We start from the raw sequence: 14,622 nt of genomic DNA, 5'->3' as shown, positions 1-14,622 counted from the left end.
CGCAAGTCTCATCGGGGACTTCGGCGGGAGCGCGGCCGTCCGGCACCGCGCTCCGGGTAGGACTTTGGTCGCATTGTGCAAGCGCACAAAGCTTGGGAACATGCGACCAACGTCACCCGATAGCGAGGTCATCCATGGATGCCGGAACCCGGATCGCGCGCAGCGCGGACATCGGCGCGAAAGTCGGCCTGTTGCTCCGTAGACGGAGCGAAACTGCGGTCAAACAATTCACCGAGAAGGTGCGCGGTGCGCTGGACGGCGGCGACGGCGCGCACATGGCCGTCGTGCCCGGCAAGCTGGCGGCCCTGCCGACCCCCTGGAACGTGATGAGCTACGCCGTCGACGCGGCGCAGCGCTCGGTGCTGTTCTGGGACACCCTGCGCCAGCGCGGCAACGATTTCGTCGCCAGCGCGGTGCACGACCTGGAGCCGGTGCTGCACTTCGAGAGCGAGACGGTGCTCGACGGGCGCGGATTCGAGCGCCCGGTCAACTACGCGCTGCTGAGGATCAAGCCGCCCGAAGGCGTGACGGTCGACCCGAAACGGCGGCCCTACCTGATCATCGACCCGCGCGCGGGCCACGGGCCGGGCATCGGCGGCTTCAAGGACGATTCCCAGGTCGGCGTCGCGCTGCGCGCCGGCCATCCGGTGTACTTCGTGGTCTTCTTCCGCGACCCGGAACCCGGCCAGACCATGCTCGACGTCTGCGCGGCCGAGCAGCGTTTCGTGCGCAAGGTGCGCGAGCTGCATCCGGACAGCCCCAAGCCCGCCATCATCGGCAACTGCCAGGGCGGCTGGGCGGCGATGATGCTCAGTTCGTCCACGCCAGAGGACACCGGTCCGGTCGTGATCAACGGCGCCCCGATGTCCTACTGGGGCGGGGCCTGGAGCGAAGGCGAGGGCGACAATCCGATGCGCTACAGCGGCGGCATGCTGGGCGGCACCTGGCTGTCCTCCTTCATGGCGGACCTCGGCAACGGCAAGTTCGACGGCGCCTGGCTGGTCTCGAACTTCGAAAACCTGAACCCGGCCAATTCGCTCTGGGACAAGTACTACAACCTGTACGCCAACATCGACACCGAGCCGCCGCGCTTCCTCGAGTTCGAGCGCTGGTGGGGCGGCTACTACCTGATGAACCGCGAAGAGATCGAGTGGATCACGCAGAATCTTTTTGTGGGCAACAAGCTCTGGACCGGCGACGTCAAGTCGGCCTCCGGCACCGCCTTCGACTTGCGCGCGATCCGTTCGCCGATCGTCCTGTTCGCCTCTATGGGCGACAACATCACCCCGCCGCAGCAGGCTTTCAACTGGGTCGCCGACCTCTATGGCAGCACCGAGGAGATCAAGGCGCGCGGCCAGGTGATCGTCGGCCTGGTGCACCATGACATCGGCCACCTCGGCATCTTCGTCTCGGGCAAGGTGGCGAAGAAGGAGCATTCGCAGATCGTGTCGGTGCTGCAGACCATCGAGCACCTGCCGCCGGGCCTGTACGCGATGGAGATCGGCCAGCGTCCCGGCCCCGACGGCAAGCTGGAATACGAGGTCGAGTTCCGCGAGCGCCAGCTCGAGGAAGTCGCCGAGCGCCTGAACCGTTTCCAGCGCAGCGACGAAAAGCCCTTCGAGGCGGTCGAGGCGATTTCGGAGTTCAACCAGCGCGCCTACGAGCTGTTCGCCCAGCCGGTGGTGCAGGCGATGTCGAATGAATTCACGGCCGACCTGATGCGCCGCTTCCATCCGCTGCGGGTGCAGCATTGGGCCTTGTCGGACCTGAATCCCTGGCTGGCCTGGCTCGGCCCGGTGGCCGATGCGGTGCGCCGGCAACGCCATGCGGTCGAGGACGACCATCCGCTGCGCCAGCTCGAACGCACCGGCTCCGAGATCCTCAGCGCGTCGCTCGACCTCTACCGCGGGATGCGCGACGCGGCCACCGAGGCCGCCTTCTTCGGCGTCTACGCCAACGCCTACCTCACCTACCTGGCGGGGCGGCAGCGCGCGGCACTGCCGGCGCCGGCCGAGCCGCGCGAGCTGCCCTTCGTGAAGGAGGCGCTGGCCTCGGTGTCCGAAGGCGGCTATCCGGAGGCGGTGGCGCGCATCGGCTACCTGTTGATGCGCAAGGACGAGCCACTGCCGCTGGCCCGGCTCCAGACCAAGGACGAGCTGGCGCGCGACTACGCGCCCTACCTGCCGCAGGTCGCGCCGGACCAGTTCCGCCGCATCCGCGGCGAGCAGGAGATCATCGCGCGCTACGAGCCGGAGCAGGCGATCGTCTCGCTGGCGCAGCTCTTGTCCGATCCGGCCGACCGTACCCGCCTGCTGACCCTGCTCGACAAGCTGATGGCGGACGAGCGGGTGCAGGCGGTGCAGCCGACCGAGCAGCAGCTCGACATGCTCGATCGCATCCGCGAGGTGCTCGGCCCACGCGAGTCGGGCGGACGGCGGCGCGAAGCGGCCGGGGCCAAATAGCACGCACCGGGGAGGCATCATGGACAACAAGCACGAGAAGTACCAGCGCCTGATCGACTTCTGCAAGACCCTGCCGCCGCTGCCGACCGCGGTCGTCCATCCCTGCGACGAAAGTTCGCTGGGCGGCGCGATCGAGGCGGCCCGGATGGGCCTGATCGCGCCGATCCTGTGCGGCCCGGCCGCGCGCATCGCCGCGGTGGCGCAGCAGCACGGGATCCCGATCGGGGACTACCCGATCGTCGACGCGCCCTACAGCCAGGCGGCCGCCGAGGCGGCCGTCGCCCTGGTGCGCGAAGTCAAGGCCGAGGCGCTGATGAAAGGCAGCCTGCATACCGACGAACTGATGGGCGCGGTGGTGCGCAAGGAATCCGGCCTGCGCACCGGGCGCCGCGTCAGCCACTGCTTCGTAATGTCGGTGCCGGGCCACGAGGATCCGCTGATCATCACGGATGCCGCCGTCAACATCGCGCCCACCCTCGAGGAAAAGCGCGACATCCTGCAGAACGCGATCGACCTTGCCCATGCCATGCAGTTCAAGGAAGTGCGGGTGGCGGTGCTGTCGGCGATGGAGACCATCAATCCCAAGGTGCCCTCGACGATCGAGGCGGCCGCCCTGTGCAAGATGGTCGACCGCAAGCAGGTGACCGGCGCCCTGGTGGACGGCCCGCTAGCGCTGGACAACGCGATCGACCCGGAGGCGGCCCGGATCAAGGGCATCGCCTCGCCGGTGGCCGGGCGCGCCAACGTGCTGCTGGTGCCGGACCTGGAGGCGGGCAACATGCTGGCCAAGAGCCTGTCCTTCCTGGCCTCGGCCGATGCCGCCGGCATCGTGCTCGGCGCGCGCGTGCCGATCATCCTGACCAGCCGCGCCGATTCGGTCATGACCCGGCGCGCTTCCTGCGCGGTGGCGGTGCTGGTGGCCAAGGCCCGGCGCGAACAGCAGCCGATCGGGTGATGCCATGGCCGACCTGATCCTGGTCCTCAACGCCGGCTCCTCGAGCCTGAAGTTCCGGGGCTACAACGCCGAAGGCAGCGCGCCGCAGCTGGTCCTGCGCGGCCAGGTCGAGGGGCTGTACACCGAGCCCCACTTTACCGTCTCCAACGCGGCCGGTGACCGCCACGACGAACACCGCTGGCCGTCCGGCACCCAGCTTGGCCACGACGGCGCCGTCGCCTGGATCGGCGACTTCCTGCGCAGCCACAGCGTCGGCCACCGGCTGGTCGCGACCGGGCACCGCGTCGTGCACGGCGGGCTGCGTTTCACCGGTCCGACCCTGGTCGCGCCGGCGGTGGTCGAGGAGCTGGCGACCCTGGTGCCGCTGGCCCCGTTGCACCAGCCGCACAACCTGGCCCCGATCCGCGCCCTGGCGGCCTTGCGCCCGGACCTGCCGCAGGTCGCCTGCTTCGACACCGCCTTCCACCGCACCCAGCCGGAAGAGGCGCAGGCCTTTGCGCTGCCGCCCGAGATCACCGCGCGCGGCGTGCGCCGCTATGGTTTCCACGGCCTGTCCTACGAATACATCGCGAGCCGGCTCCCGATGCGGCCCCGGCTGCGGCGCAGGGGCGCACCGTTTGCGCCCACCTCGGCAACGGCGCCAGCCTGTGCGCGTTGAAGGCAGGGCGCAGCGTCGCCAGCACGATGGGCTTCACCGCCGTCGACGGCCTGATGATGGGCAGCCGTTGCGGCAGCCTCGACGCCGGCGTGGTCCTGTACCTGATCGACGAGCTGAAGATGGACACGCGGGCGATCGAGGACCTGCTCTACAAGCGCTCCGGCCTGCTCGGCGTCTCGGGCATCTCGAGCGACATGCGCACCTTGCTGGCCAGCGACGATCCACGCGCGCGTTTCGCGGTCGACCTGTTCATCTACCGCATCGGGCGCGAGCTCGGTTCGATGGCGGGGGCGCTCGAAGGACTGGACGCGCTGGTGTTCACTGGCGGCATCGGCGAGCATGCCGCGCTGGTCCGCGACCGGGTCTGCCGCCATGCCGCCTGGCTCGGCATCGAGCTCGATCCCGCCGCGAACGAGGCCGGCGGCCCGCGCATCAGCAAGAAGTCAAGCCGCACCGCCGCCTGGGTGATCCCGACCGACGAGGAGTTGATGATCGCGCGCCATACCTTCGAGCTGCTGGCGGGAGGGCGATCATGAAGACCGTGGCCCTGGAACAGGCGGTCGAGCTGATTCCGGACGGCGCCAGCGTCATGGTCGGCGGTTTCATGGGCGTCGGCACGCCCGAGCGCGTGATGGACGAGCTGGTGCGCCAGGGCCGGCGCGGCCTGACCGTGATCGGGAACGACACGGCGCGCCCGGGGCGCGGCATCGGCAAGCTGGTGACGAACGGCGTGGCGAGCAAGGCAATCGTCAGCCACATCGGGTTGAACCCGCAGACCCAGCAGAAGATGATTGCCGGCGAGCTCGAGGTCGAGCTGGTGCCGCAGGGGACGCTGATCGAGCGCATCCGCGCCGGCGGCTTCGGCCTGGCCGGTTTCCTGACCCCGACCGGGGTCGGCACCCTGGCCGAGGAGGGCAAGCGCAAGATCGAGGTCGACGGCGTACAGTTCCTGCTCGAAGCGCCACTGAAGGCGGATTTCGCCCTGGTCGAAGCCTTCCTGGCCGATTACTACGGCAACCTGACCTATGCGCTGACCGCCCGCAACTTCAACCCGGTGATCGCCATGGCGGCGCGCACCGTCATCGTCGACGCCGCCCATATCGTGCCGGTCGGGATGATTTCGCCCGACCACGTGGTGACGCCCGCGGTGCTGGTCGATTACCTGGTCGCCCACTGAATACGACGCAATCATCATGGACCCGCAAACCCTGATCGCCAAACGCATCGCCCAGGAACTCAAGCCGGGCATGCTGGTGAACCTCGGCGTCGGCATCCCGACCCTGGTCGCCAACTACGTCCCGGCCGGCATGCGCATCTATTTCCAGTCCGAGAACGGATTGATCGGCACCGGACCGCTGCCGGAGGAAGGCATGACCGAAGCCTTCCTGACCGACGCCGCCGGCCAGCCGGTGAGCGCGCTGCCCGGCGCCTGCACCTTCGACAGCGCGGTTTCCTTCGGCCTGATCCGCGGCGGCCACCTCGACGTCACCGTGCTCGGCGGCCTGCAGGTGGACGAGCATGGACGGCTCGCGAACTGGACGATTCCGGGCAAGATGGTGCCCGGCATGGGCGGCGCGATGGACCTGGTGACCGGCGCCAAACGCGTGATCGTGGCGATGCAGCACTCCGCCAAGGGCGCGCCGAAGATCGTCAGGGAGTGCACCCTGCCGCGGACCTCGAGCAGGCCGGTCGACCTGGTGGTCACCGAACTGGCCGTGATCGCCTTCGAGGACGGCGTGGCGACCCTGCGCGAGACCGCGCCCGGGGTATCGGTGCAGCAGGTGCTGGACGCCACCGGCGCCCTGCTGGCCGTCCCCGGCGAGGTGCCGCAGATGCCGGTCGTGTCCAATCCCTGACCCGAGACCCCGACCCATACCCTGAAGGAGCGACATCATGACAATCGAGATTCCGCGCCCGATCCTGAAGGGCGCCAAGGCGCTGGTGACCGGCATCGCCAACGAGCATTCGATCGCCTACGGCTGCGCCAAGGCGTTCCGCGAAATGGGCGCCGACCTCGCCATCACCTACGCCAACGAGAAGACGCGCGGCTACGTCGAGCCGCTCGCCGCCGCGCTCGAGGCGCCGATCTTCATGCAGCTGGACGTGGCCAGGCAGGAGCAGGCCGACGCCGTCTTCGCCCGCATCGGGCAGGAGTGGGGCGGGCTCGACATCATGGTCCATTCGATGGCCTTCGCGCCCAAGGACGACCTGCAGGGCGGGCTGCTGTACTGCTCGGCCGCCGGCTTCGGCCAGGCGATGGACATCTCCTGCCACTCCTTCATCCGCCTGGCGCGCGCCAGCGCGCCCCTGATGAAGAACGGCGGCACCATGTTCACCATGTCCTACTACGGCGCCAACAAGGTGGTCCCGAACTACAACGTGATGGGACCGGTGAAGGCGGCGCTGGAAGCCTGTGCCCGCTACCTCGCGTTCGAGCTCGGCCCGCGCCACATCCGCGTCCATGCGATTTCGCCGGGGCCGCTGCTGACCCGGGCCGGTTCCGGCCTGAAGGACTTCGACCGCATGCTGGCCGAAGCCGCCCAGCGCGCCCCGCTCGGGGAGCTGGTGGACATCATGGACGTCGGCTACACCTGCGCCTTCCTGGCCACGCCGCTGGCGCGCCGGATGTCGGGCGAGACCCTCTACGTCGACGGCGGCGTCAACATCATGGCATAGGGGAGCCTTGAAAAACCTACTGCGCGTTGCATTTCCGTCCTGCGATGCTCGCTGTACATCTCGTACAGCTGCGCTTCTCGGACGGAACTGCCGCCGCTCGCTACGGTTTTCCAAGGCTCCAAGGAGATGAATATGGCCAGCCTTTTGATCGGGAACATCGACAGCAGCGCCTCGGACGAGGACATCCGCGAGCTGCTGGCGCGCTACGGTTTCCCGCCTTTCGACTCGATCGTTCACATGCCCGGCGACGGCAGCCGGCCGTCGGTGCTGTTGCGCTATGCCGATGCCCCGGCCGCGGCGTTGCGCAGCCTGCAACCGCGCGTGCAGGACCTGTTCTGGAAGAACCGCAAGATCCAGGTGTCGGTGATCGACCAGCGCCACGATCCCGGCGTGGAGGGGCGATGATGCTGGAGCGGCTGCGGGCCTGGTGGCGCCCGTCCGGCGCCCCCAAGGGCGGGAACGGCGAGCCGGACCCGGCGCGCGTCGCCCGCATGGTCGACGGCATCGTGGCGCTCAGCCCGCACCTGCGCATGGCGCGCCGCTACGAGGCGCGGCTCGAACCGGCGGTGGCGGCCGCGCTGCGCTACATGGGCGGCGTCGTCGCCGCGATTCCGCCCGCGCGCGAAGCGAGCGCCGCCGCCTGGTCGGTCGATCCCTACATCCACGCCTTCTTCACCGGACCGGATGCAGTCGCGCCGACGCTGTCGCGCTCGCGCGACCTGCGCGCCTTCTTCGAGCAGAACCCCGGCCTGCAGGAAGCGTGGGCCGTGCTCGGGATGGCGATGCAGGAAAAGCGCGTCCTCGGCGCGGTGCTGGAGGGCGAGACCATGCGCCGCGACGTGGTCAAGGAAACGATCAGCTTCAGCGACCACCAGGTGCGCATCTGCGGCCGCAGCGAGCCCGAGCTGCGCGAGGAGGTCGTGCGCCGCCTGGTCATGCAGCTGGGCCTGCAGGGCATGGCGCGCTACGCGGCCGAGCAGAACCGGCGCGGCCTGCTCGAGCGCGAACGGGCCTTGCTCCGGACCCGCCTGCAGCTACTCGAGCGCAAGGGCGTCGGCATGCACGCGATGCTCGGTGCCGAGGGCGAAACCGGGAGCGACGAACTGGCGCGCCTGCAGCAGTCGATCGCGGAAAACGAGGAGTCGCTCGGACAGCTGGGGCTGCGCTCGGAAGCGCTGGACCGCGAACTGTCCGAAGTGTGCGCGGTGCTGGCCGACCCGGCCGCCCACCTGTACGTGAACACGCGCCGCTGCGTGTTGAACAAGATGAACGTGGTGCTGGAGCCGGGCAGCGCCGAGGCCGGCGACGAGGTGGTGTTCGAGGTGGCCCAGGTGCCGACCGTGCCGCCCCGGGCGCGCGCCTTCACGCTGGTGCGCTTCGCGCGCGGCGACCTGGCCTCGCCGCAGGGCCTGCTGGACGAGGCGGCGCGCATGCTGGGCTGAAGGGAGCGGCCGGACCAGGGGAAGCAGGAGGACATCATGCCCGGATTTAAGGAAATTCGCACCAAGATCAAGAGCGTCGAGAACACCCGCAAGATCACCAAGGCGATGGAAATGGTGGCGGTGTCGAAGATGCGCAAGGCGCAGGAGCGGATGCGCGCCTCGCGTCCCTATGCCGAACGCGTGCGCAACATCGCCGGCCACCTGGCCGAGGCCAATCCCGACTATGTCCATCCGTTCATGGTGCGGCACGAGCGCCTGCGCCGCGCCGGGCTGATCGTGATCTCCACCGACAAGGGCCTGTGCGGCGGCATGAACACCAACGTGCTGCGCCTGGTGACCAACCGGATGCGCGATTACGCGGCCGCCGGCGTCACGGTCGACGTGGTCGCGGTCGGCGGCAAGGGCGCCGGCTTCCTGAACCGCTTCGGCGCCCACGTCGTCTCCCAGGTGGTCGCGCTGGGCGACACGCCGCACCTGGAGTCGCTGATCGGCCCGGTCAAGGTGCTGACCGACGCCTACCTGGCGGACGAGCTGGACGAGATCCGCATCTGCTACACGCGCTTCCTCAACACCATGGCCCAGGAGCCGGTCGAGGAGCTCCTGATCCCGATGGGCAGCGAGACCCTGCGCGCCGACCGCAGCGCGCTGTTGCTGGATTACCTCTGCGAGCCGGATGCCCAGACCGTGATCGACGAGCTGGTCGCGAACTACGTGGAGGCGCTGATCTACCGCGCGGTGGCCGAGAACATGGCCTCCGAACAGTCGGCGCGGCGGATGGCGATGAAGGCCGCCACCGACAACGCCGGCAACGTGATCGGCGAGCTGACCCTGCTGTACAACAAGTCGCGCCAGGCCTCGATCACGCAGGAGATTACCGAGATCGTTTCGGGCGCGGCCGCTGTCTAAGCGCACAGGTGGTCCGGCTTGCGGACCAGCTGCGCTGATCCGTATCCGTACCGACAAGCCCGGGAGAACGCCATGGCAGATCCGAAGACCCTGAAGGTGGACGTCGTCTCCCCCGAGGAGGAGATCTTTTCCGGCGTGGCCGAGTTCGTGGCCCTGCCGGGCGAGGTCGGCGAGCTCGGGATATTCCCCCTGCATACCCCGCTGCTGACCCGGATCCGTCCCGGCGCGGTGCGCATCAAGCTGGCCGGGCGCGACGACGAGGAGCTGGTGTTCGTCGCCGGCGGCATCGTCGACGTCCATCCGGATGGGGTGACCGTGCTGGCCGACACCGCGATCCGCGGGCGCGACCTCGACGAGGCGCGCGCCAACGAGGCCAGGAAGCGGGCCGAGGAAATGCTGAACAACAGCACCGCCCAGTTCGACTATGCCAAGGCCCAGTCCGAACTGGCGATCGCGATCGCCCAACTGCAGGCCCTGGCCCGCCTGCGCGAACGGCGTTAGGAGAACGACCATGATCAGTATCGTCGGGGTCTACGACAAGTTCGCGCCCGCCCAGAGCGCGAAGAACGAATTGCTGGTGGCCGGGTTCACATGGCGGCAGGTGCAGCTCACGCCCGACCACGAGGTCCAGGCCAGGCAGCGCACCGACAACCGCCAGGCCGACGACCAGTCGATGAGCGCCACCATGGGCAACCTGTTGCGCGGCCTGTTCGGGGTCAACGACCGCGGCGCGCACAGCGACCTGTACGGCGCGTCGGTGCGGCACGGCGACTACGTGCTGATTGCCGATACCGACACCGAGGAGGAGCGCGCCCACGCCGAGGACATCATGCGCCGCTACCAGCCGGTCGACCTGGCCCGGCGCGAAACCTGAGCGGTGCCGCCACGGTACGACCAAGGTCCAATTCCTGCACGGTCCCGTTGGGATTAACTTGGTGCCAACCTTGGCCGCACCGGCGCGGTCCCCGCACCCGCGCTCGCCGCAGCCGCGCGGGGCGCCCCGGTGGCCCGAAACGATGCGTGAAGGAGTCATCCATGAAACGTCGTCCGTTCCCGCCGCCGGCCGCCCTGGCCATCTGCGTCGCGCTGGCCGGCTGCTCGCGGGAGCAGCAGGCGCCGCCCACGCCGCCGCTGGAGGTGACCGCGGTCAGCGTGACGCCGCGCGACACCCCGGTCCAGTTCGAGTTCGTGGCCCAGACCCAGAGTTCGCGCGAGGTGGAGATCCGGGCCCGGGTCGACGGCTTCCTCGACAAGCGGCTCTACACCGAAGGCGACATGGTGCGGGCCGGACAGCCCTTGTTCCAGATGGACCGCAAGCCCTTCGAGGCCACCTTGCAGTCGGCCGAGGGACAGCTCGAGCAGCAGCGCGCCAAGCTGGCGGTGGCGGAGGCGAACCTGCGCCGGGTGCGGCCGCTGGCGGCGCGCAATGCGGTCAGCAAGAAGGAACTGGACGACGCGATCGGCTTCGAACGCTCGTCGCGGGCGGCGGTGCTGGCGGCGGAAGGGGAAGTGCGCACGGCGCGCCTGAACCTGGGCTACACGACCATCGCCTCGCCGCTCAAGGGCCTGTCGAGCTTCGCCAAGAAGCAGGAGGGCAGCTACCTCACGTCCGGCGACCAGGGCATGCTGACCACCGTGTCCCAGGTCGACCCGATCTGGGTCAACTTCAGCGTTTCCGAAAACGAGCTGCTCAGCTACCGCGACCAGATCGCCAAGGGGCGCCTGAAATTCCCGCAGGGTATGGACTTCGAGGTCGAGGTGATCCTGGCCGACGGCTCGGTGTTTCCCAAGCGCGGCCGGATCAACTTCGCCGAGCCTTCCTTCAATTCCGATACCGGCACCTTCCTGGTGCGCACCGAGCTGGCCAATCCGCAAGGGCAGCTGCGGCCCGGGCAGTTCGTTCGCGCGCGGGTTTTCGGGGCGAGCCGGCCGGGCGCGATCGAGCTGCCGCAGCGCGCGGTGCAGCAGGGCGCGAAAGGGCACTACGTGTGGGTGATCGGGAATGACGGCAAGGCCAGGCAGCGGGTCGTGGAGGTGGGCGACTGGGTCGGCGACGACTGGTTCATCAGCGACGGCCTGAAGGCGGGCGAACAGGTGGTGGTCGACGGCGCCGGGCGGGTGACGCCCACCGCGCCGTTGCGGGTGGCCCGGCTCGCCCCGCAGCCGAAACTGGCCCAGGCCGCGCCAGCGACCGTGCAGCCTCCCGGCGCCGCGGGGCGCCAGGAGGCTCGGCCATGAACGTCTCGCGTTTCTGCATCGACCATCCGATCTTCGCGTCGGTGATTTCGATCGTGATCACGCTCGCCGGCGCGGTGGCGATGTTCAAGTCGCCGGTGGCGCAGTATCCCGACATCACGCCGCCGCAGATCACGGTCAGCGCCACCTATCCCGGCGCCGACGCCAACGTGGTGGCCAACAACGTGGCCGCGCCGATCGAGCAGCAGGTCAACGGCGCCGACAACATGATCTACATGAACTCGTCGAGCTCGTCGACCGGCAACCTGACCCTGAACGTGTTCTTCGAGATCGGCACCGACCCCAACCTGGCCCAGGTGGACGTCCAGAACCGCGTCAACCTGGCGCTGCCGCAACTGCCGTCGGCGGTCTCCGCGCAAGGCGTGCAGGTGCAGAAGAAGTCCTCGGCCTTCATGATGGTGATCGCGGTGTACTCGCCGGGCGAGCGCTATGACCCGGTGTACGTGGCGAACTACACTAACATCTACATCCTGGACGCGCTCAAGCGCATCCCCGGGGCCAACCAGACCAGCATCTTCGGCACGCCCGACTACGCGATGCGGATCTGGCTGAAACCCGACCGCATGGCGCAGCTGGGCGTGACCGCGAACGAGGTCCAGCAGGCGGTGGCGGCCCAGAACCAGCAGTACGCGGTGGGCCGCCTCGGGCAGTCGCCGACCGGGAAACCGGTCGAGCAATCGTTCCCGGTCACCACCTCGGGCCGCATGACCGAACCTTCCGCATTCGATAACATCATCATCCGCGCGGCCAGCGGCGGCGCCGCCATCGTGCGCTTGAAGGACATCGGCCACGCCGAGCTGGGGCAGAAGGATTACTCGATCCGCGGCACCTACCAGGGCCGGCCGGCGACCATGCTGGCGGTGTACCAGCAGCCGGGGGCGAACGCGCTCGACGTCGCCAGGCAGGTGAAGGCGACGCTGGCGTCGATGCAGAAGGGATTCCCGGAGGGCCTGGAATACAAGATCGTGATGGACACCACCAATTTTACGCGCGCCTCGATCGCCGACGTGGTGAAGACCTTCTTCGAGGCGGTGTTCCTGGTGGTGCTGGTGGTCTACTTCTTCCTGCAGAGCCTGCGCGCCACCCTGATCCCGGTGCTGGCGGTGCCGGTGTCGATCGTCGGCACCTTCATCGGCATGCAGGCGCTCGGCTTCTCGATCAACATGCTGACCCTGTTCGGCATGGTGCTGGCGATCGGCATCGTGGTCGACGACGCCATCGTGGTCATCGAGAACGTCGAGCGCAACATGACGGTGCACCACCTGCCGCCCAAGGAGGCGGCGAAGCGCGCCATCGACGAGGTGTCGGGCCCGGTCATCGCGATCGTGCTGGTGCTGTGCGCGGTGTTCGTGCCGGTGGCCTTCCTCGGTGGGATCACCGGCCAGCTGTACAAGCAGTTCGCGATCACCATCGCGATCTCGGTGGTGATCTCTGGGATCGTCGCGCTGACGCTGTCGCCGGCGCTGGCGGCGCTGCTGCTCAAGCCCGCCCATGGCAAGAAGAACCGCTTCTTCCGCTGGTTCGAGCGCGGCTTCGAGCGCATGACGGCCGGCTACACGCGCGGCGTGGCCCTGGCGATCAAGCGCGCCGGCGTCGCGCTGCTGCTGTTCGCCGGCATGATCGCGCTGTCGGTCGGCATGCTGAGCCGGGTGCCGGGCGCCTTCCTGCCGCCCGAGGACCAGGGCTACCTGCTGGGCGCCGTGATCATGCCCGATTCGGCCAGCCTGGACCGCACCGGCGAGGTCGGCAAGCGCGTGACCGAGCATTTCGTGAAGAACCCGGCGGTCGAAGGGGTGGCCGTGATCGACGGCTACAGCCTGCTCGACAACCAGATCAAGAACAACGCAGCCACCTTCTTCGTGGGCTTCAAGGATTTCGACGAACGCTATACCTCGGCCAACATCCGCACCCAGAATGCGCGCGCGTTGCTGCAGGACGCCGCCGCCAAACTGGGCGGCGACACGCGCGCGCTGGTGTTGCCGGTCAATCCGCCCTCGATCCCGGGCCTGGGCACCACCGGCGGCCTCGAGGTCTGGATCCAGAGCAAGGGGGACAAGAACACCCAGCAACTGGGCGCGGCGGTCGCCGACTATCTGGCGCAACTGAAGAAGGCGCCCGAGATCGGGCGCGCCACGGCCACCTTCAACGCCAGTTCGCAGCAGCTGCTGGTCGACGTCGACCGCGACAAGGCCGAGACCCTCGGGGTGCCGGTGGAGGAAGTCTACGGCACCCTGCAGACCATGTTCGGCTCGCTCTACGTGTCGCAGTTCATCAAGTCGAGCCGGCTGTGGCAGGTGATCCTGCAGGCCGAGCCGGGCTACCGCCTGAGGCCGGAAGACCTGGCGCGCCTGTACGTGCGCAGCCGCGACAACGCCATGGTGCCGCTGTCGGCGGTGGTCACCAACCGCTACGTCACCGGGCCCGACCTGATGACGCGTTTTAACAACTTCCCGGCGGTGAAGGTGACCGCGACCGCGGCGCCCGGCTTCAGCTCGGGCCAGACCATCGCCGCGCTCGAACGGGTCGGCGCCCAGGTGCTGCCGTCGGACATGGGCCTGGCCTGGAGCGGCGAAGCCTTCGAGGAGAAAAAGGCCGGCAGCGCCTCGGCCTCGGTGTTCGCCTTCGGCCTGGTGATGGTGTTCCTGATCCTGGCCGCGCAATACGAAAAATGGTCGCTGCCCTTCGGCGTGCTGCTGGCCGTGCCGTTCGCCCTGTTCGGCGCGGTGCTGGCGGTGATGCTGCGCGGCCTGTCGAACGACATCTACTTCCAGATCGGCCTGACCATGCTGGTCGCGCTGGCGGCCAAGAACGCGATCCTGATCTTCGAGTTTGCCGTGCTCAACCGCGAGAACGGGGCCTCGTACTACGATGCGGCCATCACCGCCGCCCGCGAGCGCCTGCGCCCGATCGTCATGACCTCGGTCGCCTTCATCCTCGGCTGCGTGCCGCTGGCGATCGCGACCGGCGCCTCGGCCAACAGCCGGATCTCGATCGGCACCGGCGTGATCGGCGGCATGCTCGCCGCCACCGTCATCGCCGTGTTCTGGATTCCGATGTTCTATTACGTGATCGAGACGATGGCCGAGCGCCTCAAGCGCCGCAAGGCGAAAGGGCAGCCGACACCCGAGGTCGGACCGCAATTGCCGGCCAGCGGGGCCAGCGCCGGCCACGTGCCACGCTCGCGGCCACCGGGGGAGTGACATGATGCGCAAGATGAAACGGCTCCACAGCCTGCTGCTGGGCGCCGGCCTGCTGGCCGGCTGTACG

Annotated in this window: 12 protein-coding genes and 1 pseudogene; all 13 read left to right on the top strand. The window is 68.6% G+C overall.

From position 1 onward, the window contains the following. Positions 1 to 134: 134 nt before the first annotated feature. Positions 135 to 2,462 carry a DUF3141 domain-containing protein gene (locus tag RT688_RS10450; RefSeq protein ID WP_313704814.1) on the top strand — a complete coding sequence of 776 codons (2,328 nt, stop codon included), beginning with the start codon at positions 135 to 137 and terminating at the stop codon, positions 2,460 to 2,462. 19 nt (positions 2,463 to 2,481) lie between these two features. Then, a complete protein-coding gene (locus tag RT688_RS10445) occupies positions 2,482 to 3,417 on the top strand; it encodes a phosphate acetyltransferase (RefSeq protein WP_313704813.1) in 936 nt (311 codons plus the stop codon). A gap of 4 nt (positions 3,418 to 3,421) precedes the next feature. Continuing rightward, positions 3,422 to 4,611, top strand: a pseudogene (locus tag RT688_RS10440) (acetate/propionate family kinase). Next, a complete protein-coding gene (locus tag RT688_RS10435; RefSeq protein ID WP_313704812.1) occupies positions 4,608 to 5,252 on the top strand; it encodes a 3-oxoacid CoA-transferase subunit A in 645 nt (214 codons plus the stop codon). The pseudogene RT688_RS10440 and the gene RT688_RS10435 overlap by 4 nt, the downstream one beginning before the upstream one ends. A 16-nt stretch (positions 5,253 to 5,268) precedes the next feature. Next, positions 5,269 to 5,931 carry a 3-oxoacid CoA-transferase subunit B gene (locus tag RT688_RS10430; RefSeq protein ID WP_313704811.1) on the top strand — a complete coding sequence of 221 codons (663 nt, stop codon included), beginning with the start codon at positions 5,269 to 5,271 and terminating at the stop codon, positions 5,929 to 5,931. Positions 5,932 to 5,968: 37 nt separating this feature from the next. Then, on the top strand, positions 5,969 to 6,751 hold the full coding sequence (gene fabI / locus RT688_RS10425) for an enoyl-ACP reductase FabI (protein ID WP_313704810.1): 783 nt from the start codon (positions 5,969 to 5,971) through the stop codon (positions 6,749 to 6,751). Positions 6,752 to 6,883: 132 nt separating this feature from the next. Then, positions 6,884 to 7,156 (top strand): RNA-binding protein, encoded by a 273-nt coding sequence (locus RT688_RS10420; protein WP_313704809.1) that lies wholly within the window; start codon positions 6,884 to 6,886, stop codon positions 7,154 to 7,156. Beyond that, entirely contained in the window at positions 7,153 to 8,193 is a 1,041-nt protein-coding gene (locus RT688_RS10415; protein WP_313704808.1) for a hypothetical protein, read from the top strand. Before RT688_RS10420 ends, RT688_RS10415 begins: the two co-directional genes overlap by 4 nt. A gap of 36 nt (positions 8,194 to 8,229) precedes the next feature. After that, complete coding sequence (gene atpG, locus RT688_RS10410; protein WP_313704807.1) at positions 8,230 to 9,099, top strand: F0F1 ATP synthase subunit gamma; 870 nt, start codon at positions 8,230 to 8,232, stop codon at positions 9,097 to 9,099. A gap of 72 nt (positions 9,100 to 9,171) precedes the next feature. Continuing rightward, a complete protein-coding gene (locus RT688_RS10405) occupies positions 9,172 to 9,600 on the top strand; it encodes a F0F1 ATP synthase subunit epsilon (protein ID WP_313704806.1) in 429 nt (142 codons plus the stop codon). A gap of 10 nt (positions 9,601 to 9,610) precedes the next feature. Beyond that, positions 9,611 to 9,973, top strand: coding sequence for a hypothetical protein (locus tag RT688_RS10400; protein ID WP_313704805.1), 363 nt, complete (start codon positions 9,611 to 9,613; stop codon positions 9,971 to 9,973). 161 nt (positions 9,974 to 10,134) lie between these two features. Then, positions 10,135 to 11,337: an efflux RND transporter periplasmic adaptor subunit gene (locus tag RT688_RS10395; protein WP_313704804.1), complete on the top strand. Its 1,203-nt coding sequence runs from the start codon at positions 10,135 to 10,137 to the stop codon at positions 11,335 to 11,337. Continuing rightward, positions 11,334 to 14,555 (top strand): multidrug efflux RND transporter permease subunit, encoded by a 3,222-nt coding sequence (locus RT688_RS10390; RefSeq protein WP_313704803.1) that lies wholly within the window; start codon positions 11,334 to 11,336, stop codon positions 14,553 to 14,555. The genes RT688_RS10395 and RT688_RS10390 overlap by 4 nt, the downstream gene beginning before the upstream one ends. The last annotated feature ends 67 nt before the right edge of the window (positions 14,556 to 14,622 follow it).

The sequence above is a fragment of the Massilia sp. genome (assembly GCF_032106685.1).
In the GTDB taxonomy this organism is placed as follows: Bacteria; Pseudomonadota; Gammaproteobacteria; order Burkholderiales; family Burkholderiaceae_D; genus Telluria.
The sequence above is the reverse complement of the archived record's forward strand: the minus strand, read 5'-3'. Positions and strand labels throughout refer to the sequence as shown.